The sequence below is a fragment of the Acetobacter zythi genome (assembly GCF_963921165.1).
Lineage (GTDB): Bacteria > Pseudomonadota > Alphaproteobacteria > Acetobacterales > Acetobacteraceae > Acetobacter.
Genome location: NZ_CAWUEO010000034.1, coordinates 146468 through 170951, shown reverse-complemented (window position 1 = coordinate 170951; position 24484 = coordinate 146468). Strand labels below are relative to the sequence as shown.

At 56.6% G+C, this 24484-nt stretch carries 19 protein-coding genes; 13 read left to right on the top strand and 6 right to left on the bottom strand.

The genetic code is table 11. The features are described from left to right. Nucleotides 1-46: 46 nt before the first annotated feature. On the bottom strand, nt 47-1483 hold the full coding sequence (locus AABE20_RS11085) for a gamma-glutamyltransferase (protein ID WP_338333114.1): 1437 nt from the start codon (nt 1481-1483) through the stop codon (nt 47-49). Between the two features lie 193 nt (nt 1484-1676). Here AABE20_RS11085 and AABE20_RS11080 point away from each other — a divergent pair, with 193 nt between their 5' ends. Continuing rightward, complete coding sequence (locus AABE20_RS11080) at nt 1677-2453, top strand: DsbA family protein (protein WP_338333113.1); 777 nt, start codon at nt 1677-1679, stop codon at nt 2451-2453. A gap of 476 nt (nt 2454-2929) precedes the next feature. Beyond that, nucleotides 2930-4111, top strand: coding sequence for an aminotransferase class I/II-fold pyridoxal phosphate-dependent enzyme (locus AABE20_RS11075; protein ID WP_338333112.1), 1182 nt, complete (start codon nt 2930-2932; stop codon nt 4109-4111). 138 nt (nt 4112-4249) lie between these two features. Here AABE20_RS11075 and AABE20_RS11070 read toward each other — a convergent pair whose 3' ends face one another. From AABE20_RS11070 to AABE20_RS11060, 3 genes are read right to left on the bottom strand one after another with little or no spacing between them, the layout of a single operon-like run. Beyond that, nucleotides 4250-5494 (bottom strand): M20 family metallo-hydrolase, encoded by a 1245-nt coding sequence (locus AABE20_RS11070; RefSeq protein WP_338333111.1) that lies wholly within the window; start codon nt 5492-5494, stop codon nt 4250-4252. A 35-nt stretch (nt 5495-5529) separates the two neighbouring features. Beyond that, entirely contained in the window at nt 5530-6474 is a 945-nt protein-coding gene (locus AABE20_RS11065) for a 2-hydroxyacid dehydrogenase (RefSeq protein WP_338333110.1), read from the bottom strand. Nucleotides 6475-6500: 26 nt separating this feature from the next. Further along, nucleotides 6501-7373: a dimethylarginine dimethylaminohydrolase family protein gene (locus tag AABE20_RS11060; protein ID WP_338333109.1), complete on the bottom strand. Its 873-nt coding sequence runs from the start codon at nt 7371-7373 to the stop codon at nt 6501-6503. Nucleotides 7374-7688: 315 nt separating this feature from the next. Between AABE20_RS11060 and AABE20_RS11055 the strand changes: the two genes are divergently transcribed. The 8 genes from AABE20_RS11055 to AABE20_RS11020 all read left to right on the top strand — a co-directional run bounded on the left by AABE20_RS11055 (nt 7689) and on the right by AABE20_RS11020 (nt 18033). Then, nucleotides 7689-8642, top strand: coding sequence for a LysR family transcriptional regulator (locus AABE20_RS11055; RefSeq protein WP_338333108.1), 954 nt, complete (start codon nt 7689-7691; stop codon nt 8640-8642). Further along, complete coding sequence (locus AABE20_RS11050; protein ID WP_338333107.1) at nt 8642-10219, top strand: ABC transporter substrate-binding protein/permease; 1578 nt, start codon at nt 8642-8644, stop codon at nt 10217-10219. Before AABE20_RS11055 ends, AABE20_RS11050 begins: the two co-directional genes overlap by 1 nt. Then, nucleotides 10209-10961, top strand: a complete 753-nt coding sequence (locus AABE20_RS11045) for an amino acid ABC transporter ATP-binding protein (protein WP_338333106.1) — start codon at nt 10209-10211, stop codon at nt 10959-10961. Before AABE20_RS11050 ends, AABE20_RS11045 begins: the two co-directional genes overlap by 11 nt. Before the next feature lie 154 nt (nt 10962-11115). Further along, on the top strand, nt 11116-13476 hold the full coding sequence (locus AABE20_RS11040; RefSeq protein WP_338333105.1) for a TonB-dependent receptor: 2361 nt from the start codon (nt 11116-11118) through the stop codon (nt 13474-13476). A gap of 27 nt (nt 13477-13503) precedes the next feature. Further along, nucleotides 13504-14370, top strand: coding sequence for a sugar phosphate isomerase/epimerase family protein (locus AABE20_RS11035; protein ID WP_338333104.1), 867 nt, complete (start codon nt 13504-13506; stop codon nt 14368-14370). After that, nucleotides 14370-15416 (top strand): isopenicillin N synthase family dioxygenase, encoded by a 1047-nt coding sequence (locus tag AABE20_RS11030; protein WP_338333103.1) that lies wholly within the window; start codon nt 14370-14372, stop codon nt 15414-15416. The genes AABE20_RS11035 and AABE20_RS11030 overlap by 1 nt, the downstream gene beginning before the upstream one ends. 31 nt (nt 15417-15447) lie before the next feature. Beyond that, on the top strand, nt 15448-16185 hold the full coding sequence (locus tag AABE20_RS11025; protein ID WP_338333102.1) for a class II aldolase/adducin family protein: 738 nt from the start codon (nt 15448-15450) through the stop codon (nt 16183-16185). 594 nt (nt 16186-16779) lie between these two features. Continuing rightward, nucleotides 16780-18033 carry a methyl-accepting chemotaxis protein gene (locus AABE20_RS11020; RefSeq protein ID WP_338333101.1) on the top strand — a complete coding sequence of 418 codons (1254 nt, stop codon included), beginning with the start codon at nt 16780-16782 and terminating at the stop codon, nt 18031-18033. A gap of 68 nt (nt 18034-18101) precedes the next feature. Here AABE20_RS11020 and hemA read toward each other — a convergent pair whose 3' ends face one another. Together hemA and AABE20_RS11010 are read right to left on the bottom strand one after the other, a co-directional pair. After that, complete coding sequence (gene hemA / locus AABE20_RS11015; RefSeq protein ID WP_338333100.1) at nt 18102-19415, bottom strand: 5-aminolevulinate synthase; 1314 nt, start codon at nt 19413-19415, stop codon at nt 18102-18104. 60 nt (nt 19416-19475) lie between these two features. Further along, nucleotides 19476-19967: a hypothetical protein gene (locus tag AABE20_RS11010; protein WP_338333099.1), complete on the bottom strand. Its 492-nt coding sequence runs from the start codon at nt 19965-19967 to the stop codon at nt 19476-19478. A 253-nt stretch (nt 19968-20220) separates the two neighbouring features. On the opposite strand from AABE20_RS11010, the gene AABE20_RS11005 reads away from it, so the two are divergent. The 3 genes from AABE20_RS11005 to AABE20_RS10995 are packed head-to-tail and all read left to right on the top strand — an operon-like array spanning nt 20221 to nt 24442. Further along, nucleotides 20221-22173, top strand: a complete 1953-nt coding sequence (locus AABE20_RS11005) for a transketolase-like TK C-terminal-containing protein (protein ID WP_338333098.1) — start codon at nt 20221-20223, stop codon at nt 22171-22173. Nucleotides 22174-22193: 20 nt separating this feature from the next. Further along, complete coding sequence (gene gap, locus AABE20_RS11000; RefSeq protein ID WP_338333097.1) at nt 22194-23216, top strand: type I glyceraldehyde-3-phosphate dehydrogenase; 1023 nt, start codon at nt 22194-22196, stop codon at nt 23214-23216. Then, a complete protein-coding gene (locus AABE20_RS10995) occupies nt 23216-24442 on the top strand; it encodes a phosphoglycerate kinase (protein ID WP_338333096.1) in 1227 nt (408 codons plus the stop codon). The genes gap and AABE20_RS10995 overlap by 1 nt, the downstream gene beginning before the upstream one ends. Nucleotides 24443-24484: the final 42 nt, after the last annotated feature.

Below are 24484 nucleotides of genomic sequence, written 5' to 3'. Positions count from 1 at the left end.
GCGCCGGATTCCGGCGAACCACCCCATAGGGCTGATAACCCCGCAGTTAATGGGCGACCGGCGCACTCCCCACGGCCAGACCGGACCCTCTGGGGTCTGTCCAGCCAAAGCACCGGCCTGTTCCAGAGGCAAGCCCACCCGGACAAGAGACAAAATTGGCGCGGCCATTACCGTTGGTCACCTGCGGGCGTACACCGGCAACCGCGGCCTGTAGAGCAATAGCGGCCGTGTCCGCCGCCACATTCTGCCCCGATGCCGCTGCTGCTGCACGGAACTCCCCACCCTGGCGCACAATACCGGCTGCCAGCAATGGCTGCGGCCTTTGCACGGGCGATGCCCCCAGCACAATGCCGGTCGAACCCGCAATGCGGCCCGTGCCAAACAGGTTGTTCATGCTCAGCGCACAGGCCACGGTCTGCCCCTGCCGGTCGGTTACCACAAACGATGTGGAGGCAGGCAGGGCAGGCAACGCACCGCCAGAGGACAGGCTGCCAGAGTTAAGGAGTGCTTGTGCATCGGCCACGCTCACGCTGCTGCCTTTGCCGCTCTGGCGGGCACGCCATGCCGCCACAACACGCTCCCCACCATGACCGCCAGCCAGATACGCGGCAGCCATGCCAAGCCCACCATCGGCCGGGGGTGGCAGAAAGCTGATATCCAACCCACGAGCATGTACCGTAAGGGGCGGTTCCGCCACGGGCACATCCCCACGCAGGTCGGAGGAGGACAGGCCACCACCTGCTGCCTGAGCGCCCTCAATAAACGTCTGGGACAAAGCCCCTGTGTACAGGTCCCCCACCCCAGCAATACGCATGCGTTCGAGCGCGCCAGCCAGACGGGTCTGTACGAGTATGTCGTCCGCCGCAAGAACATGCCCGCTGTCATTACCAAAGACCGCACGCACTTTATCGTCCGCCAAAAGCGAGGACTGAACCGCCGCCATATCCGCAGCAAGTAGCCCCCCCACGGGCACCCCGTGCGAGGCAAGGTTCCGTGCGGGCACAATAAGGTCTGCAAAATCCACGCTGCCATAGCGCATCTGCATCAGAAAAAGGCCACGTGCCAGCATGGGTACGGATGCGGGCCTGTCTGCCTTTGCATCGGCCTGACTGGCACCTTGGGGCACAAACACAAATGCCTGTCCGGTGGACTCGCCCGGACGCCATGCAAGGCAGGCTCCACCCCCACCCAGAGAAGCGCGTGATGGCAGAGAGACCGAAAGCGCCAGCCCCAGTGCCGCCGCCGCATCGGCCGCATTACCTCCTTTGGCCAGAATATCGCGCGCGATCAGGGCCGCACGTGGCTCATCCGCCGCCACTTCCCCCACAAACCCGCTCACTACGGGCTGGCTCACATGCTGGTCTGGCCCCCCGCAGGCGGCCAGTGTGCTGGTCAGGGCAAGAGCAAGCGCTGCCGCGCGGGCACGACCGGACAAACCGGTGCGGGACAGGACAGAACGGTGTTTGTTGAATCGGGCAGCCACGCCTAGCTCTCTCCACTTCTGGGCCCGTCCGGCGGGCAGACGTTTTTTCTATAATAATCTCATAGCTGGATTACCCTGCTTTCCCGCTGTCAGCAACAGACTTGCGTGGCATCATGCCCACAGAACACTATTGTATTCCCTTGCCCCAAGGGGTGTGCGCGCCGTAGCGTCCTGTTTTACGGATAAGGACACCATGCAGAAACTGATCTCATCCCTCTTTCGTCTGACAGCCTCAGGCGCTCTGGCAATCCTGTTTGCGTTTGGTGGGCAAACCGCCGCGCAGGCTGCAACCGATGGCAGCTTTACCCCCGCCCAGCGGGCCGAAATTGTCTCGATCGTCCGCAACGCACTCAAAACCGACCCCACAATCCTGACCGATGCCGTTGCCGCCATGCAGAGCAAGGCATCGGAACAAAAGGCAACATCCGCGCTGGACGTTGTGCGCCACAACAAAGCGCAGTTTGGCAACAGCACGACCGACATTGTTCTGGGCAACCCCCACGGCACCCTGAGCGTGGTCGAATTTTATGACCCGCGCTGCCCCTACTGCCGCAAGGTTCTGCCTGATCTGGATGCACTGGTCGCGGCGGAACCGGACCTGAGACTGGTGGAAAAAGTTATTCCCGTGCTGGGTCCGAACAGTGTTCTGGATTCTCAGGCCATTGTGGCGGCCGGCTTGCAAAATGGCTACAAGCCGTTCCAGCAGGCCCTTATGGCAGACCCCTCCGCCCCCGGAGTGGAGCGGATTCGCCACGCCGCCAAACAGGCCGGGCTGGACGCGGACCGGCTGGTCAGGGACATGAAAAGCCCCGCCGTTGCCACGGCTCTGGCCCAGAATGTGGCCCTTGCCCGCTCGATTGATCTGGACGGCACCCCGACCTTTATTATTGGCGAACAGCAGATCATTCCCGGCGCGGTCTCGCTGGACGACCTGAAAGCTGCTGTCGAAAAGCTTAAACAACAGCACTAAAACCAGTCTTTCAGTTTTTGAAAGCGAAGTTGAAGCCTGTCCGCAACGTAAAGTGCGGACAGGGCGGCATAAGCGCGATGCCCCTTGACCCACTCCGGCGTTAAACCCGGAGTGAGCCAACGAATAGACACCCGTACCGTCAACAGAGTGTGTAAGACGCTGTGTGGAGAATGAATTATCCATTCTGCCATAACTGAGCCTCCAGACGATCAAACATGCGGCAAAAACAACGGCTGCTCTGATCACTTTATTTTCAAAATATATTTATTTTATGACCCCGCGCTTGTGTTCGCGGCTTATTTTTCGATACGATCAAGAAATATATCGGGCAAAATCCGTTACAACAAAAGTGAACTTTTCCATTCTTCTCTTTTCCCTGCCTTCATGGCCCTTCTACTCTGGTTATCATGCTCGTCTGCACCAGCCCTAGATATGCTGGCCCGTAATCTCTTCCTTTTTCCAACAGGAGACACGCCATGGCAGCCCCTTTGCCACCGCAAACACAGCAGGAGTTTCAGGAGCGTGGTTTTTCGCGCAGGCAGATCGGTCGCATTGCCCTTGTGCTTGGTGCAGGTGCGGCTGTAGCAGGCATGCCATGGCACAGAAGCCGTGCGGATACCCTGCCCGTTGGCGGGACCTATCCGCCCGGCTCCATTTTGCTCAATGGTAATGAATTCTGGACCGGGCCTTTCCCCTCCGCACTGCCTGCGGGGCAAAAAGCGTTACTGAACGGCAACCGTTACCTGACGGGCCAGGAACGCCAGACACTGGTTGAAACAGCCGCAGCCTACGACCATATTGCCCCAGAACTCATAACCCCGTGGCCGGGTTCGAGCGACCCGCTGTGCAGGACGGTCATTTCCTTCTGTTCCCCAACACAGGGCCTTGTAACCTGCGACCCGACTTACGAGACAGTCTGGGGCGTTGCGGAATGGTTGCAAATCCCCCTGACCAAAGTCCCTTTACGCCCGGACAACGGTTATAAGGCGGATGTAAGGGCCATGCTCAAGGCCAACCCGCATGCTGGCATGTACTACATATGCAGCCCCAATAACCCGACCGGCACCGTAACGCCGTTATCCGATATTGCATGGCTCGCGCGCAATATTCCCGCAAACTCCGTTCTGGTGGTGGACGAGGCCTATCTGCACTTCAGCAATGCGCCCTCTGCTGTCTCTTTGCTGGGGTCGTGCCGTAATCTGATTGTTTTACGCACTTTTTCCAAATTATTTGGCATGGCCGGGCTTCGTCTGGGGTTAAGCATCGCCCACCCCAGCCTGCAAAACAGAATGATGCGTTATGATGGCATTTACCAGACAACCATGCTGTCTGTTCCAGCAACGGCCATTGGTACCGACAGCCTGAAAGACCCGTCTGAAATTGCCAAACGCCGGGCAGAAACAAAACAGAACCGTAAAACCATGCAGGATTGCCTGACCCATTACGGTGTGCGGACCATTCCAAGTGAAGCCAACATGATTATGGCTGACTGGCGCAAGCCCCCCGGCCCGATTGTTTCCACCTTTGCGAAAAACGGTGTGATAATTGGACGGAGCTGGGATATATGGCCAACATGCTCCAGAATTACCGTTGGCTCTGCCAGTAATGTGCAGGTCTTTTGCAAAGCCATGGAACAGGTTTCCCTGCTGCTTCCATAAACCCCTTTTCCAAACCCCAAGACATGAAAAAAGGGATGGAGGACATTCAATTCCCCCATCCCTTTTTTTGGACAACCCGCTGTGGCAACAGCACTCAAACATGCATTATACAAAAATACACACTGAAAAACAGATTTTCTAAAAAACCTTGTCGGCTTTCAATACGGCATGCAGCAGAACATTGCTGCCCGCTGTAACATCCTCTGGCGTAGCACTTTCTGCCTCGTTGTGGCTAATACCATGCAGGCACGGCACAAACACCATGGCTGTCGGCACAACACGGGAGACGTACACGGCATCATGCCCAGCACCCGAAACAATATCGCGCATGGTATAACCTAGTTCTTTTGTACTCTCCTTAACGCTGGCAATACAACGTGGGTCAAAATGTACGGCTGGGGAGTTCCATGTTGGTGTCACCGTTACCTGCACATCGTTTTCCCGCGCGCAGTTTTGCATCCGCTGCAAAAAATCCTCTTCCATGGTCTGCAACACCGGTTCGGACGGGTTACGCAAATCCACAGTAAAGCGCACCTCCCGCGGGACCACATTACTGCTGGCAGGGAGTGCGGTAATAATGCCAATTGTGCTTAACCCATCCGGCGCATGGGCCTGTGCCACGGCGTTCACCTGCTCGATCATGCGGGCTGCTGCCAGCAGGGCATCCTTACGCATGGGCATGGGGGTTGTACCGGCATGGGCCGACCGCCCCCGCACGCTAACCTCGTACCAGCGCATACCCTGCACACCCGTTACAACGCCTATGGTGCGTTCTTCTGCCTCCAGCACCGGTCCTTGCTCAATATGCAGCTCAAAATACGCCGCAGCCGGGTGCTGGCCACATTTTTCCGCACCCACAAAACCACCACGCTCAAGTTCGTGCCGCAAGGTCATGCCTGCCGCATCGGCCCTGCCACCGGCAAACTCCTCGGTAAAGGCACCACCAAAAACACCAGAGGCCAGCATGGGCGGGGTAAAACGGGCACCCTCCTCATTTGTCCAGTTTACAACCTCTAGCGGGTGGTCGGTGCTTATCCCTTTTTCATGCAGTGTCCGCAGAACGGCAATACCGCCCAGCACGCCCAGAATGCCATCGAAGCGTCCACCTGTGACCTGTGTATCCAGATGGCTCCCCATCATAATCGGGGGCAGGTCGGTGCGGGTTCCGGGGCGGCGGGCAAACTGGTTGCCCATGGAATCATAGCTTACCGTACAGCCCAGTGCGGTACATGTCTGCTCAAACCATGCGCGAACCTGCTGGTCCTCATCCGTCAGGGCAAGGCGGCACACACCGCCTTTTTCCGTTCCGCCAAAGGCTGCGGTTGTGACAAGATCATGCCACAGGGCCTGTCCATTCACTGTCAGATCGGCGTACTGGCTCATATCCTGTCCATTCCCCGTTTCAAGCTATTGTATTTTCAGTAACCACGCGTGACATCGCACAACAACGCGGGTTTTTCCCCCCGTGCCAGACAACGCACCACATCGGCCACGTAGCGGGCCTGTACCTCCCGCGCTGCTTCCGATGCGACATGGGGCGTTATTGTCAGGCGCGGATGGTGCCACAGGCTGTCTGCTTGCGGCAAAGGCTCGGGTGTGACCACATCCAGCACCGCGCCACACACGGTTCCATCATCCAGTGCGCGGAGCAGATCGCTCTGCACCACATGGCGTCCACGCCCCACATTTACAAAACCCGCCCCTTTGGGCAGGTGGCTGAGCAACGCGTAGTTGATCAACCCATCCGTTGCGGGGGTTGCGGGCAAAAGATTGACCAACACATCCAGCTCGGCCAGAAAATTGGGGAGTTTGTCCACACCACTCCACACAGCCACACCATCCAGCGTGGCGGGTGTGCGCTTCCAGCCGGATACACAAAATCCGACATGGGCCAGTGCCTGCGCCACATAGGCCCCAAGGTGGCCAAGCCCCATAATGCCAACTCTGGTTGTGCTGGACGTACGGCTGCACACATTGTTGCGCCATATGCCCTGCTGCTGCTGCACGGCCCATGTCCGCGCATCCCGCAGCAGGCCGATAACCGCCCACAGCACATAATCCGCCATCAGGCGGGCGGTCTGCTCCCCACCCATTCGCACAAGCGGCACAGCGCGTGGAAAATGCGCGTGAGCAAGAAGGTGGTCCACCCCGGCCCCCGTGCACACAATACCCTTCATGCCCGCAAGGCGTTCCATATGTTCAGGCTCGGGCTGCCAGACCAGCGCGTAATCATCCGCGCCAGCCTGCCACGCGGGGTCGTACCATGAGCAGACATCCAGATCAGGAGCGACAACCGCGAAAGCCTGACGCCAGCTCTCAAACGCCTGTTCGCCATCCGCGCTGATAACAATCCGTGCTGGCATTTGCCCCCGCTCCCTTACTGGCTGTTTTATGCCGTTTGCAAAGACTGACGGCGCAAAGGCATGGTCATGCAATGGATACTGCCACCACCGCGGGAGAACTGGTTCAGCTCGGGATCAAGCACGCTCAGTCCTTCAGCGCGCAGCATGGCGTTAATGCGGGTGGAATGGCGCGGGCTTACAACCCGATCGCGCCCCAGCGCCAGCACATTGCACCCCATGTCCCGCATGGCCTCGCGGTAGGTTACAGGCAGAATGCGAATACCTTGCTCACGGAACCATTCCAGATCAGCCTCGTCCAGCACGTCCACCGCAGCGATTGCAAGATTTTCCGCCACCATGCAAAAAATAACGTCCAGATGCAGGAAATGTTCGGGAAAGTGGATCATGCGGCAGGTCCAGCCTGCTTCTTCAAACCAGCTGATAAACTCGGCAGCACCCTTTGTATCCGTGCGTCCACCACTCACCCCTACAGCCAGAAGGCCGGGGCGGATAATATGAATATCCCCCCCTTCAATCCGGCCTGCGGTGCAGGTGCGCCAGATTTCATCTGGTGCATAGAACGTGCGGATTTCCTTTTCTTCCCCCACCCGCTCGGGGCGGGAAAGGCTGGTGACCACCGTGCCAAAAGGCGTGGTCTGTGAGCTGTCCCGCGTGTAAACCTCGTATGGCATGCCCTCATGCGGTGTGAGAAAATGACAGGAAACATCTGCCCCCTTAAGGGTTGCGACCAGTTCATTGAACTGGCTGCTCAGAATGCTGCGATCAATGCTGCCACCGCCTGCCATGGTCTGAATGGCGATGTCGTTGCTCGGAATCCATTCATAGTAATCTGGCGGGCATAAAAGAACATCTGTCAGCACACCGGTTTCACTATCAATAAACCACCTGTTTGCAGCCATGTCTTAAAAATCCCCAAGGTATCTGTTTTCTCCCGCAGGCTATCCGAGCCTCGTTTCGGACCCAATATGAACAGACATGAGTTTACTTTAGTTTTTTCGCAAACATATCTCAACAACGCAGAAAACCGTCATTCTCCCATATTCTGGGGCATGCATGTTTATGCACGGCACCTGTTCTCTCTTCCCATCGTATATTTTACACGCCATAATTGTTCTGGATGAATAACGATACCGGTTTGCCAGCATAGAACAGGAGCTTTTGGCAGCACCCTCCGCCCTCTTCTTGACGCCCTATCTGACAGGAGCATTCGATCCATGACGGGAAGCAGCCACAAAACACCCGGCATCAGAAAGAGACCTCGTGGTTTTCAGGGGCATGTTTCAGAAATTGACCTGCGGTTGCTGCGTGTCTTTCACACAGTGGCGGAGCAGGGGGGCTTCAGTGCGGCCGAAATTACGCTGGGCAAAAGCAAATCATCCATCAGTCTGGACATTTCCGCACTGGAAACCCGTCTGGGCCTGACCATCTGCCTGCGTGGCCGCAGTGGCTTTGCCCTGACGGATGAAGGGCGCGAAGTGCTGGAGGCCACCCGCAAGCTTTTTGTCAGTCTTGAGCACTTCCGTCAGCAGATCAACCAGACCAGTGGCATGCTGAGCGGCACGTTCAACCTGTATGTGCCGGACAACATACAGACCCATGGCGAGACACCGCTGGTCAAAGCCATTCACACCTTTACGCAAAGCCACCCCGGCGTGTTCATGAACCTGCATTCCGCCTCCACCAAGGAGGTCGAGGTTGCGGTCATGACCGGGCAGGCAACGGCAGGCATAGCCCTGTACGCACAGGGGCAGGCCCCCATGGGCTGCCGCCCGCTTGTGGCGGAGGCTTCCTTCCTGTTCTGCGGCGCGCGCCATCCTCTTTTCCACATGCCGGAAGAGGACATCACGCTGGATGTTCTGACCAGCCACAGCATGGTCAGTGTGGCCGATGCCGCCACGTCCGACAGGTGGGAGGAAATCCGTCCGCTCTTTACCTACCGCGCCAAGGCCGACAAGGTAGATGCGCGCGCGCTCCTTATTCTTTCTGGCAGTTACATTGGTTTTCTGCCCGAAATTTTTGCAGCTCCCCTTGTTGCGCAGGGGCTGCTGCGCCGGATTGTTTTTAACGATCTACGCCTGATCACCTGCTGTCATTTTCTGGCGCGCACGTCCCCCGAAACCAGTCTGATGGTCGAGACGTTCCGTACCCTTCTGGAAGCTTCATATTAATGACCAGCTTTTTCTCCCGCCTGCCGCTCATGCGCAGGTTCCGCCGTGCGGCCGCCCTTGCGGTAGCACTTGGCGCGCCCATTGGAGCGCACGGTGCGGCCTATGCCGAACAGGTTCCCTCGTTTGTGCAAGACGGCACACTGACCGTCTGCACCAACCCCACACTCCCTCCAATGACATTTGTTAAAGGGCAGGATGTCTCCCACCCTGAGGGGTTTGACATAGACGTGGCCCAAGCGCTGGCCACGCGCTGGCATGCCCGCCTATCCGTTATAACAATGGATTTTACAGGTCTGTTCCCCAGCCTTTCCGCCCAACGGTGCGGTCTGGTCATGAGCGGGATTATCCGCACACCTGCGCGGGAAAAGAGTTTTGACGCCGTCTCGTATCAGGACACGGCTCTGGTTGTTGTCGGGCGCAAGGGCACGCCTGCCCTCAGCAGCATGGACGAACTCTCGGGCAAGGACGTTGCGGTGGAATCGGGCACCAGCTACGTCACCCGACTGGGCGTTGTAAACGATGCTCTGGTGGCTGCGGGCAAGCCCCCCATGATTATCCAGCAATATCCAACCGAAGAGCAGGTTGTGCAGCAGGTGCTGATCGGGCGTGTGTTTGCCTTTGTCAGTCAGGATGTGGAGCTGTTCTACCGCATGCGCCAACTCCACGACAAACTGCATGTGCTGATTACCCCCGACATTCCCGACTACCGCCATTTTGCCATTTATATCCGCCAGAACGCGCAGGACCGAACACTGCTGCAAAACGCCATTTCGGCGCTGGATGCCGATGGTTCCTTGCAAACGCTCCGTACCAAATGGTCTGTAACCGACCAGTCCACCAAAAATGGACCGGACGAGGCAGCCGCCAGCGGCATGTTTGACTGGTCGGCCTTCTTCTCCGCCCTAACGTCCACGGCTTTCCTGCATGGCGCGCTGATTACGCTCAGCGTGGCGCTTATTTCGCACATTATTGCCATTACACTATCTGTCCCCATCGCCATTGTGCTCAACAACCCACAACAATCCGTGCTTAAAATTGCACTCGAAGGGTATGTCTCGCTGTTCCGGGCGGCGCCAACGCTGCTCCAGCTCCTGTTTATCTGGAACGCGGTGCCGCAGTTTTTCCCTATTTTTCGGGAACAGTGGTTTACTCCTTTTTTGGCGACCATTCTGGCGCTGTCCATTAACGAATCCGCTTATCAGGTTGAAATTAACCGCGCCGCCCTGAGTGCGGTTGATCCGGGGCAGGAATTAGGCGCAAGCGCTTTGGGCCTGAGCCGACGCGATATTTACTGGCGCGTTATTTTTCCACAGGCATTCCGCATTGCCCTGCCGCCGACCATTAACGAGTTTATCAACCTGTTAAAAATTACATCGCTGGCGTCAGTCATTTCGTTGCAGGAACTTCTGGCCGTAACGCAGATACAGGTCGCGCGGACATTTGCTTTTACCGAATATTATGCCGCGGCCCTTATTTACTATCTTGTTATGGTCTTCTTTTTTCTCTTCCTGCAAAAACGGGTAGAGCGACGTTTTTCCTGGTCCGACCGCAAAAAGGTTGCTTCCAATGCAGCATGAAACCACAAACCCTCCCATGATCTCCGTACGGGGCATGAGCAAACTGTTTGGCAAGTTTGTAGCCCTTGACCGTGTGGACTTTGACGTAAGCCGTGGTGAAAAAATTGTGGTGCTGGGGCCGTCCGGGTCGGGAAAATCCACCCTGATCCGCACACTTAACCGGATTGAACCACATGACAGCGGTATGCTCACCATTGATGGCAAGCTGATCAACGACAAGACCGACCCCATTCAACTCCGGTGCATGGTGGGGATGGTTTTCCAGAACTACAACCTGTTCCCGCACCTGAGTGTGCTGGAAAACTGCATTCTTGCCCCCATGCGGGTCAAACGCATGACCCGTCTAGAGGCCACGACTCTGGCCCGCCGTTACCTTGATCTGGTGGGCATTCCCGATCAGGCGGACAAATACCCCATTCAGCTTTCTGGTGGCCAACAGCAACGCGTGGCCATTGCCCGTGCGCTGTGCATGCAGCCAGAAGTGATGCTGTTTGATGAACCAACAGCAGCCTTGGACCCCGAAGCCATTGTAGGCGTGGTCGGCATTATGGATGAACTGGCGGAACAGGGCATTACAACCGTTTGCGTCACCCATGAAATGGCCTTTAGCCGCCGCATTGCGGACCGTATTATTTTTATGGATCAGGGGAAAATTGTAGAAATTACTCCACCTGAAACTTTTTTTACCGCCCCCCAAACGGACAGAGCACAGAATTTTCTTAACCAGATGCTCCGTTATTGACGGCCCATACGGCCGCATGCCCGCAAACAAAAGTATGATTTAGTCATTTTCAAACGAATACGCCGGATATTTCGTTATCAAATGGAAATGAAAAAACCGGTTGCCTCTGAAGCCCAGCGCCGGTCCCAACTGGAATAAAATCAGGAATCCGGGCATGAAATCCTTATTTTTACGTCGGTCCTTCCGTCTTCTGGCTTCGGTTCCAGCGTATGTTACCCTGCCAGCTCTGCCCTGCCTGCTTTTGACATCCACCTCACCAATCGCAACGGCCGCAACGCCTGCCGCCAGCCCACCACCCGCAGATACAAGCCATATTGCTGCAGGCCACAACCATGCGGGCAAGGCCCCACGGCGCAAAAATCTGGCGCCGCGCCAGGGGGGTTCCGAGGATGTCGAAGTCACGCAGTCCCATACACACCGCTACCTGTCCGAACCCACCACGGTTAATGTGATCAGTGGGCAGGAACTGCGCTCTCTCCACCTTGAAAACCCCAAGGACATTGCCTCCTTCACCCCCGGTGTAACGGCCACTAACGCCGTATCGGGTTCTGCCCCCATTTTTTCCATCCGTGGCGTTGGTCTGGATGACTATGTTGGCACCAACATGGGCGGGATCGGGATTTATCTGGATGGTGTTCTGGCTCCTTTTCCTGTGTTCTACACAGGCCAGATGCTTGATGTGGAAAGCGTTGCAACAGAAAAAGGTCCACAGGGCTTTGACATGGGGCGCAGCACCACAGGTGGCAGCATTAACATCCAGTCTGTAAAACCATCAGACAAATTTGGTGGTTATGCGGAATGGGGTTACGGCAGCTACAATACAAGCCGTGGCCGCTTTGCCATTAACACCCCCATTACAAGCAAGATTTCCAACCGTCTGGCCTTTAACTATGTCAAAGGTGATGGCTGGCAGAAAGATATTACGACTGGGGCGCGTTATGGCTCGCAGGATCTGCTGGCAATCCGTAACCTGACCAAGTTTACGGTTGACGATACATCCTCCTTCTTGCTGAACATCCACTATACGCGCGATAAGGGCACGTCCACATCCCCGCAGGATCTCGGCTCGATCTCCGATGGCGGCACGGGGGCAAACCCCAACCCGCATGCCGTTAATGTTGGCAACACGCCCCCCCAGCGCAACGAAAACGGTGGGGGTGTCTCGCTCAACTATACCAAGGCTTTTGATTTCGGCACGTTCGCGTCCACAACGGGGATTGACTTCTATCGCCGTAACGATCTGGACAACTATGATGGTCTGGGCACCACATCAGCCGGTGTTGGCACAAAATATGCTGACTACCGCTGGAATGATACAGCCATTGCCCAGTCTCATGACATGCACCTGCGTATGAATCTGGCCAAAATCTTCCACCTGACCGTTGGTGTTTACGAATCTTATGACAAGATTGACGGCAGTTATACCAGCTACCGTCTGGATGACCCCGGCAGCATGGTCAATCTGACCAACCATTTTTCGCAACAGAACCTGTCCACCGGCGTGTACGTCAACACGGTCACCAACATTACAAAAAAGCTCGACTTTATTGCCTCAGGTCGTTTTTCCTATGACGAGCGTGGCTTTAATGGCGGCTCAAGATACTCGGCCATTGGACCAGGCAGCCCGCGCCTTGCGGCTCCTTACAATGCAACGCTTAATGGCCAGATCAATCATCTGAACGAACGCCACGACTACGAACGCTTTACCGGACGTGTTGGCCTGCGCTACCAGATTGTGCCCGGAACATACGCTTACGGTACCATTTCCAACGGGTATAAGGCTGGCAGCTACTTTGCAGCACCTGTGCTCGCACCCGCCGCACTGGATTACGTCCGCCCTGAAAACCTAATTGCTTACGAAGTCGGCATTAAATCCTCCTTGCTGCACAACAAGGTTATTCTGGAAGGCTCCCTGTTCGACTATGAATATCATAATCGTCAGACGCTCTTTTTTGGCACTTTCAAGCCTTATGCAAACCCGAACATTACCAGCAACTCCCTAACACTGGGCACCATTCCCCGTGCGCGCACTCGGGGTGGCGAAGTTTCCACCACCTTGCACAACGTTATTCCCAATCTGGATCTACACGGCTCCTTTGCCTACCTGGATGCGCAGATCAAAAGCCCGGTTAGCTCGCTCCCCGGCCTGACCCTTGATCCAACCATTGCGCACAACTCTCAGCTTCCGTTCTCTCCGCGGTTCTCGTGGAGTGCCGTTGCACGCTACAATATCGACTTTAACCGCTACCGCACCACATTGCAGGCAAGCTACACATGGAAAGATAATATGTGGGCCGCATTGGGGGACAACAACGCAAAAACTGACAAGATCAGCGCCCTTGGCCTGCGTATGGAAGTCGGCCCCAAAACCGGCAAATGGACTGCCGCCATCTATGTTGACAACCTGCAGGACAACCATGGTTCCACCTACTCCTTTACCGGAAGCGATGGAAACCGCGCCCAGTACATTCAAACACCCCGCTGGGTCGGCTGTGACCTGCACTACAACTTCTAAAACCTAACCAAAACCGGGAAAGCGATGATGAAATTTGAACTTTTCCGTACTTTATGGGGGGATAACCGCCGGTGGGACCACCCACTGGCGCAAGCCCGGGCCGCCGGTTTTGACGGTCTGGAAGCCCGTATTCCCCCGACACTGACTGCAACCCAAGAGTGCGCCACCATCCTGCGTGAGGAGGCCGCACCCTACATTGCCATCGCCATGACTGGCGGTGGCGTTATTCCCAACCAGAGTGCGACCGTACAAAACCATCTGGACGACCTGCGTAGTGCGGTAGACCGCGCCTTGCACATGAACCCCCGTTTTGTCACCATTCTGGGGGGAAATGACCGCTGGCCCGCCACCCAGCAGGTCGATTTTATTGCGCAGGCACAGGAAATCTGCCGGTCTGCAAATATACTTTGCTGCTTTGAAACACACCGCTCCCGCATTCTGGCAACACCATGGGTCACGCTGGATGTGATTGCCCAGTTGCCCGACATGCTGTTTACAGCCGACATAAGCCACTGGGTTGTCTGTTGTGAACGCCTGCTGGATGACCCCGCAGATGACCTTTCAGCCTTTATCACGCGGGTGCACCACATTCAGGCCCGCGTGGGGTATGATCAGGGGCCACAGGCACCCCATCCGGGTGCTCCGGAATATGCACCGGCTTTACGCTTCCACCAGAACATCTGGCAACAGATCTGGCAAAGCCAGCAGGCACGTGGCTACACCACCACCACCATGACCCCTGAATGTGGGCCAGACGGTTACCTGCATACCCTGCCATTTACCAATATGCCCGTAGCCGATCTGTGGTCTCTCAACATCTGGACTGGCCAGACCGAGCGCCAGCATTTTCAACACGCCATGTTAGACTATGGCAGCAAGAAGGATCTGGGGTGATGTCCGCTTCCACCACCACTGAAACGTTCACCCGTATTCCCGTTATTGATATTAGCGGCCTGTACAGCCCCGATCTTGCACACCGCAAGGCCGTGGCAGAAAAACTGGGCGATGCTGCGCGTAATGTCGGCTTTCTCTTTATCTCCGGCCATAGTGTTCCAGCAGAGCTGATCGAGGGCGTCCGCAAAGCCGCGCGTGATTTTTTTGCCCAGCCTTTTGACAAGAAAATGGAATACTACATTGGCACATCCGCCACCCACAAAGGCTTTGTGCCCGAGGGAGAGGAAGTGTATTCCGCAGGCCGCCCCGACCACAAGGAAGCGTTTGATATTGGCTACGAAGTTCCAGCCAACCATCCGCTGGTGCAGGCCGGGACCCCGCTCCTCGGCCCCAACAACTGGCCTGACCTCCCCAATTTTCGCGCAGCGGCAGAAGCCTACTATGGCGCGGTTTTTGATCTGGGGCGCACACTCTTCCGCGGTTTTGCTCTGGCTTTAGGGCTGGATGAAAACTACTTTGATTCCGTCGCCAACTTTCCGCCCTCCAAACTGCGTATGATCCATTATCCGCACGATGCACACGCGCAGGATGCCCCCGGCATTGGCGCCCATACAGACTACGAATGTTTTACAATCCTGCTGGCGGACAAGCCGGGGCTGGAAGTTATGAACGGTCATGGAGACTGGATTGACGCCCCCCCAATCCCCGGTGCTTTTGTTGTCAATATTGGCGACATGCTTGAAGTTATGACCGCAGGCGAATTTGTGGCCACGGCACACAGGGTCCGCAAAGTGGCTGAAGAGCGTTATTCTTTTCCGCTCTTTTATGCATGTGACTACCACACCCAGATCCGCCCCCTACCTGCTTTTGCCAAAAATGATGATGCGTCCTATGAGACCATAACCATTGGCGAGCATATGTGGGCGCAAGCCTTGCAAACATACCAGTATCTGGTTCGCAAGGTTGAAAAAGGGGACCTCTCACTCCCCGAAGGAGCACGCAGGACTGCAACTTTCGGACATTTCAAACGCGTTGCATCAACCTGAACCACCTTTTGCATTTAAGGATAACACACCAATGACGGTACAGCAGACAGAACAGGAACTGCGCGAGGACCTGGCAGCCGCATATCGGCTTATGGCGCATTTTAACATGACGGATATGGTCTATACTCACCTTTCCGTCCGCCTGCCCGGTGAAGGGCACCGCTATCTGGTCAACCCATACGGGCTTCTGTTTGAAGAAATTACAGCCAGCAGTCTGGTTATTGTGGACGCGGACGGTGTGCCACAGCAGAAAACAAGCTGGAACATCAACCCCGCCGGGTTTGTTATCCATTCCGCCGTCCATGGCAACCGGCCGGATGCAGCATGTGTTATGCACACCCATACCCTTGCAGGCATGGTTATTGCGGCGCAGGACAAAGGCATTCTCCCGCTTAACCAGATCAATATTGAATTTTATGGCGTGGTTGCCTTCCATGCCTATGAAGGCATTGCCGCGGATGACAATCTGAGCGAGCGTGAACGCCTTGTGCGCGACCTTGGCACACGCAACGCCATTATTTTGCAAAACCACGGTCTACTGACCGTTGGCAGCACAGTCGCCCAAGCCTTCTACCGCATGTACTATATGGAACAGGCCTGCAAAATCCAGATTGCAGCACAATCCACTGGCGTGCCGCTCCACATCCCATCGGAAGAAAAGCTGCTCCGCGCCAAAAACCAGTTTGATACCGACCCCGATCAGGGCCAGATGATCTGGAAAGCGCTGCGCCGCAAACTTGACCGGGAACAGCCTGACTACAAAAACTGATTCACAAAGCCCCGCAACCAACGCTCACAAGGGAAGGCGCAAATCTCCCCTTGTGAGCTTATACCCCCCCCAAACGACTGGCCAAAACGAGCCCCCCGCTCCACCATAGGCAGCCATACCCCGTGCACACACCGCTCAGGGTTTATAATGTATGCACCTATGGGCAGCAGCGGCTTAAGGGCCAATACGCCCCCGTTCCCTACGCACTGCATAATCCGGCTAACCTGATGTGGCATAAGGCACTGGATTGGGCTGCACGTTATTGCCCAGCCTGCTCCAATTCGAACGAAGAAAACCGTCTGGTCTGTAAAGCCCATATTCGGCGCACCTTATGCTGCATCGCACATATTGCCCTGCGATTCGTGCAATCCGCCCGCATAAAAAAGCAATATTTACAAAAATATCACATTAAATTCATATTCTCTGTTATGACATAACAAGATTTGATAAAGACTTGCCCGCTCTACTTCCATAGACACCCGCTGTATGACGTGTAAAAGACCGCGCGCAACCCGACATAAAACTGTCACTTTACTCCCCGCAAAAACTGATCTTATCTTCATAAATCCTTCTATTTTAACAAAAAATTGACCAATGACCCTGCCGCAACAATTCGATCAGCTCTGCATGGGTTCCCTCGCGCAAGATGGGTTCAGACTCTGTCCGACAGAATCTGGCAGCGCGGTGATGGATATTTTCAAAAATCATCCAGACACCCATCATATTTGCATTATCAATACCCAGAACATGCCTATTGGCGTGGTGGAAAGGCAAAGGTTCCTTTCCCTCATGTCCAGCCCGTTTTCCTACGCGCTGTACCACAAGCGGCCTGTTACACTGCTCATGGACGACAATCCATTAACAGTGGAAGCCAAAACTCCCATTCTTGATTTTACAAAACAGATCCTGAACAACAAAATATCCGATATTAACAAATCTTTTATTATTACCGATAATAAATCCTATGTCGGCACCGCAACGCCCTTTGACCTTATGCGGATGTCCTACATACACAGTAATCGCATTTCCGATACCTTGCAGACCAGAACCAGAACACTCCACGAAACACTGAATAAAATTCAGACCGCTACACATTCGATCAATACAGAATCCCGCAATCTCAAGGACGAATCTGAAAATCTGTCCGAGCGGAACAGCACCCAGAATATGCATCTCCTTGAATCAGACCAGAGAATAAAATCTACCATTCAAAAAACAGAAGATCAGAACATAAAAATGGAGCAATCCAGAAATTATGTTCAGCACGCATCCGTTAATATTCGTGAATCGTGCATTAAAATTAATGACACCATCGAAAAGTTCAAAAAAATATCGGAAGCATCCGAAGATATTGGAAAAATTCTGAATATTATGAAAAGCATTGCATCCCAGATCAATATTCTGGGCATCAATGCCACAATCGAAGCCGCCAAAGCAGGCAGCTATGGTGCGGGCTTTGGCGTTGTGGCGCAGGAAATACGCAATCTGTCCCGCATAACATCGGAATCCCTGCAACGGACAAGAAAACTCATTATCTATTCACAAGATGCCATAAGCACCTGCTCGGACTCCATGAATGATAACTCCCAGACATTGGCTGGAATTATTCATCACGTTGAAAAAATAAGTGATTCATTTAAGGAGTTTGAACAAACCGCCATTGCACAAAAAGAAGAAATACACCAACTCCACCAAATTATGCAGAAACTGAACGTCTCAACAGCAAAAAATAATGAGACTGTTCATAACACTAACGCCATTTGCGACAATCTGTTCATCAATGTTTCCGAACTTGCACAGATCACAACCAGCATGAACTGCCTGCCTGCACATTATAACCTGCAATAAAAAACCCCTCCATTTACATGGAGGGGTTTTTGACTGGCCTGTGCCCTTTTTTATTTCGGGCAGGATAGTCAGGCCACTTTTTCAACCTTTTGCGCCATATGCTCGGGAATAATGCCCTCCTCACGCAGCAGAAGGGAGAGTGCGCGCACCATATCGTCCATCATCTCATCCGTATGGAAAGGTCCGGGTGTCAGGCGCAGGCGCTCGGTTCCCTCCGGCACGGTCGGATAGTTGATCGGCGTTGCATAATGGCCAAACTCCACCAGCAGGCGGCGGCATATCCGCTTGCAGCGCTCGGCATCCCCAATAGGAATGGGAACAATGTGGCTTGGCGTCATGGTAAAGGGCACACCTGCGGCCCGCAGGCGCTGGCGCATGGTATGCACGCGCTCGAACAGGGACTCGCGCCGCCAGTTTTCCGCCCGCACCTTACGCACACTGGCCAGCGCCGCCCCAACTACGGACGGAGGCAGCGCAGTTGTAAAGATGAACCCCGAAGCCGTTGAGCGCAGAAAATCCACAATCTCGGCCGATGCGGTAATGTAACCGCCATGCACGCCAAAGCCCTTGGCCAGCGTGCCCTCGATAATATCCACCTGATCAGCAACACCATCGCGCTGCGAAACACCGCCCCCTTCCTGCCCGTACAGCCCCACGGCATGCACTTCGTCCAGATAGGTCAGAGCGTTGTATTTTCTGGCCAAAGCACAGATCGCGCCAATATCGGACATATCTCCATCCATGGAGTACACGCTCTCAAACGCGATCAGCTTGGGGGCATCCGCTGGAGCGGCCGCCAGTTTTGCCTCCAGATCCTGCAGGTCGTTATGTTCAAAAATAACGGTCTGCGAACCCCGCGCCCCTTTAATGCCCGCAATCATGGAGGCATGGTTCAGGCGGTCGGAAAAACAGATCCAACCGGGCATGGACATCAGAATGGTCTGTAGGCTGGCCTGATTGGACACATAGCCAGAAATAAAGAGCAGCCCGGCTTCCTTGCCATGCAGGGCGGCAAGCTCGGCTTCCAACTGGTTATGCAGCGGGCTGGTGCCTGCAATGTTGCGCGTACCCCCCGCTCCCGCACCGTGCTCGCGTATGGCGGCAATGGCAGCATCCTGCACTTCGGGCACAACGCCCATACCCAGATAGTCGTTGGTGGACCAGACGATAACCTCACGCCCTTCAGGCATGTTGGCTACGTATTCCTCATACAGGGGAAAACGCTCCGCCTGACGCGCCAGTGGCGTAAAGGTTCTGTAACGCCCCTGTTGCTTGATCCGCCCCAGCGCCTCCTCGCAATGCTCGTAAAAAGGATGCCGGGCGTTCTTGATCGCTCCCACGCTTGGTTTCTCCTCGCTTCTCGTCAGAAACGGTCGGGGCATGGGCTTACCCATCGGCCGTCTGGCCTTTTGTCTTCATCTGTTGTGTTTCGGTTAGGCAACCTATCGCACATACACCCGTACGGTTGGCTTCGTCACCGACGAATCCGGCATAGCGGACATTTCCACCTGTGCTTCTGGAGCACCTGCGTCAATCAGTTCCTGCATAACGGCATGTCCATCATGCTGGACCAGTGTTTGCAAGGCGGTCTGTTCCGCCTCCTGCCCTGCCTGATCTGGCTCCGTCTGCTGTGGCACCAGACAGCTTACAACAAAGAGCACTTCCTTTTTACGCGCAAGAGCCTTGCGGGCAATCTGGTCCACTGGAGCCTTCCATTCCGCCTGCGGCGTACCGGCCACCAGTTCGATCAGAGGTGGCACGGGCGGCGGGCCGGGTGGTGGCGGAGGAATATACGGCTGAGGCTCCACACTGGCGGAAGGATCGAAAGTTCTCTGGTCCAGCGGTTTGCACCCGGCCATACCTGTTAGCAGGCAGATGGCCAGAGCGGCCCGAAAAGCACACCCCTTTTCTGCGGCATGAAAAACAGACAGCATGACCGGACCCATTCTCCGCTGAGACTGATAGCGCGCCAGACGCACATATTTTGCAGGACTCTTGCCTCTTCTTTCGCGCTCCCACGCGCCCGGCGCAAGCCCTTACACCGCTCTCCTGCCCCTAAAAACACGTATCGCGGTGTAAAACTGCCTCTTGCGGTAACCGTTTGCTCTGGGGTTAACTGCCTGACAGCACCGGACCAGTTGCGCCGGGAGCACCTGTACAGCACCCCCTCTGACAGACACAGGGCTGATGGCCAGCACCTCTACTCCAGACCATACGACCCCATCTTCCTCCCCCACGCAGGACGCGCTTGTGCTGCGCATGGACAAGGCTGCACGCGCACTGATGGCCTCCAGTACCACGGAGGCAGACACGCAGGCTGAACTCCAGACCCTGTGCCTGCCCATGACAGCCCTGTGGTGCCGCATCCTCCGCTTTGACCCCGCCGTGCCCAACTGGCCGGACAGGGACCGCTGCGTTGTGCCCTCCTCCGCCATGCTGCCCCTGCTGGCCGCCATGCTGCGGCTGACTACGCCCGATACGCAGGACCTCGGCCCCATGCTGGAATACGGCCAGCATCCGGCGGTGGAAATTGCAACCGGGCCAGCCGGGCAGGGCATGGCGGCAGCCGCAGGCATGGCGTTGGCCGAGCAGCAACTGGCCAGCCATTACGGGCGCTCGCTGGTTAACCACCGTACATGGGTTGTCGCGCGCGACAGTGATCTGGCCACAGGGGTTGCGTTGGAGGCCGCACAGCTTGCCAGCCGCTTTGGCCTGAACCGCATGGCCGTTCTGGTCTGCCCGTCCCCTTTGACCGACCCTGCGGATTTTTCGGACTCACTGGCCCGGTTTGGCGCATCGGGGTGGAGTGTGCGCAAAGTGCGCGCGCATGACCTTGGTGGCATCATGGCGGCACTTCAGGCCACGTTGCGGGCCAGAAAGCCCACCCTGCTGGCGTGCATGCCCGAATGCTGCCCCACCTTGGCCGACCTGCCGCCAGAAGAAGAGCTGACCGGCCCGTGGAGCCCCACCGCCCGGCGGGGGAGTTCCATCCGCCGCTCATGGTTGCGCAGGCTGGCCCAGCACCGCGCACGCGCGGATTTTGAGCGTGACCAGTCCGGCAAGGCCCGCCAGACCATGCGCGAGGACTGGGGGCGGCTATGGCGGCAGACCATGCGCGCAGCGCCCGATGGGTCCTCCCAGCAGGCGGCTTTTGCCGGGTTGCGCTCCCTTACAATGCTGCGCCAGGACGTGGCCATTCTGGCCGCCACCTCCAGCACCAGAAGTTCACGCCGCGCCAACCTGCCCGTGCCCTTTATCCATACCGCGCAGCCTTGCGGCATACAGGAGCATGGCATGGCGGGCATGCTGAATGGCATGGCCCGCCATGGCGGCATTCTGCCGTGCGGGGTCGCGGGTATGATGACCATTGACCGCATGCGCTCCGCCCTGCGCATGACAGCCCTCATGCGCAGCAAGGTGCTCTACCTGCTAACCGATGATGGACTGGCCCTGAGTGATAACGGGGGCGGCTGGCAACCCGTGGAACAACTGGCCAGCCTGCGCGCCATGCCGCATCTGGCTGTGTTCCGCCCCGCCTGTGCAGAGGAAACCTTTGCCTGCTGGCAGGCGGCCCTGAGCTGGCCACAAGGCCCGGCCCTGCTGATCCTGTGCCCCCACCCCCCACCCGCGCGCGCCAGCAGGCGGGTGGGGCATTATGGCGGCCCCTCCCATGGTGGTTACCTTATAAGCTGTGGGGCAGGGGCGCGGCACGTCACACTCATGGCGTCCGGCCCCGAGGTTGCCATTGCCACGCAGGCAGGGCAGCATCTGGCCGAGCGGGGGCTGAACGTGGCCGTTGTGTCCATCCCCTGCTGGGAGGTTTTTGCACAGCAGCCCCCCGCCTACCGCACAGCCGTACTGGGCCACGAAGGCCTGCGTGTGGGAATAGAGGCAGCAAGCAGCTTTGGCTGGGAACGCTGGCTGGGAACGGATGGAATTTTCGTTGGCATGGATGATTTTGGCATATCCGCCCCTGCCAACGCGGTGTATGAACGCTTTGGCATTACAGCCGGAGCGATCTGCGAGAAAGTGCTTGCGCGTTTTCTTGCATCTGGAGCGCAAAAGGACTCGTCCCCGACCGCCCCAACCCCGTCCCGGCTGGAAGACCTGGACATGTCACTAACGATAACAAGATTATAAAAAATACGGAGACACATCCCATGGCAGTCAAAATCGCCATCAATGGCTTTGGACGTATCGGTCGCCTTGTGCTGCGCGGCATTATTGAAAGCGGGCGCACGGACGTGGTGCCGGTTGCCATTAACGATCTGGGCAGCGTTGAAGATAACGCCCACCTCCTGAGCTATGACAGCGTGCATGGCCGCCTGCCTGCGGACGTTCGGGTGGAAAATGGCAAGCTGATCATTTCCGCCAATGGCCGCACATGGGACCCGATTACCGTTTCCGCCGAGCGTGACCCCTCCAAAGTGCCTTTTGCTGGCGTGGACGTGGCCATGGAATGCACTGGCCTGTTCACCACCAAGGAAAAAGCCGCCCTGCTGCTGGCTGCTGGCGCACGCAAGGTTATTGTTTCCGCCCCGGCCACGGATGTGGACGCCACCATCGTGTTCGGCGTGAATGAAAATGTGCTGACATCGGACATGACCGTTATTTCCAACGCATCATGCACCACCAACTGTCTGGCCCCTGTTGCCAAGGTGATGGAAGATGCCTTTGGCATCGAGCGTGGTTACATGGTGACCATTCACTCCTACACCGGCGACCAGCGCACGGTGGACACCCTGCACAAGGACCTGCGCCGCGCCCGCGCTGCTGGCATGAACATGATCCCCACCTCCACGGGGGCGGCCCGCGCCGTGGGTCTGGTTCTGCCGCAGCTCAAGGGCAAGCTGGATGGCACGGCCATTCGTGTGCCCACGGCCAATGTTTCCGTTGTCTCGCTCGACTTTGTGCCCAAAACGGCGCCCGGCAGCGTGGAAGAGGTCAACAACGCCATTCGCGCGGTTGTGGACTCGGGCAAAATGAAAAACGCGCTGGCCTATAACGAAGCCCCTCTGGTCAGCTCCGACTTCAACCACGCCATTGCATCTTCCACCTTTGACGCCACACAGACAGCGTTGGTGGATGGCGGCAAGCTGGTGCGCGTGTGCTCCTGGTACGACAACGAATGGGGCTTCTCCAACCGTATGTCCGATACGGCAGCCCTGTTTGGATCGCTCTAATGGCTACAACCCTCCCCTTCGCCACGCTGGACACGCTGGACCCCAAGGGCAAGCGTATCCTGCTCCGTGTTGACCTGAATGTTCCCATGAAGGACGGTCAGGTTACCGACCAGACCCGGATAGAGCGGATTATTCCCACCATTCGCGAACTTGCGGAAAAAGGTGGGCGGGTCATCCTGCTCAGCCATTTTGACCGGCCCAAGGGGCAGGTTGTGCCTGCCATGTCGCTCAAACCCATTGCCACGGCACTGGCCACGGCACTGGGCCGCCCGGTCAACTTTGCGCATGACTGCATTGGCCCCGATGCGGAAGCCGCAACCCGCTCCTTGAATGACGGGGAAGTGCTGCTGCTGGAAAACACGCGCTTCCAGCCCGGTGAGGAGCAGAATGACGCAGAACTTTCCGCAGCACTCGCCAGTCTGGGCGATGTGTACGTAAACGATGCGTTTTCCGCCGCACACCGCGCCCATGCCTCCACGGCAGGGGTTGCCAGCCACCTGCCGTCCTTTGGTGGCCGCCTGATGGAGGCCGAACTTCAGGCCCTGTATGCCGCGCTGGAAAACCCCGAACGTCCAGTGGGCGCCATTGTGGGCGGCGCCAAGATTTCCACCAAGCTCCAGTTGCTTGAAAACCTTTTGGACAAGGTGGACATGCTGGCCATTGGCGGGGCCATGGCCAACACGTTTCTGGCGGCACAGGGGCTGAGTGTTGGCAAGTCGCTCAAGGAAGACGACATGCTGGATACGGCCCGCCTGATTATGGCGCAGGCCAAAGCCAAAAACTGCGACCTGATCCTGCCGGTCGACATGATCATTTCCGAAGACTTCATGGCGGGTGCCCCCACAAGCACCGTACCGGCAAACGCCATTCCCGATGGCTGGATGGCGCTCGATGTTGGGCCGGAAACAGTCAAGCTGCTCAACAGCAAACTGGCTGGCCTGAAAACACTGGTCTGGAATGGCCCGCTCGGCGTGTTTGAACTCCCTCCGTTTGATGAGGGCACAAACGCCGTTGCGCAGGAAGCTGGCCGACTGACCAAAGCTGGCAAACTCAAAACCGTTGCCGGTGGGGGGGATACCGTATCCGCCCTGCGCCATGCTGGTGTGCTGCATGACATGACCTATGTCTCAACCGCAGGTGGCGCTTTTCTGGAATGGCTGGAAGGCAAGGTTCTGCCGGGCCTGACGGCGATCAGCACCACGCTGGAAAAAACCCTGCCGATCTAAGCCCGCACAACCGTTTATACGAAAAAACCGCCGTAAGCTCTG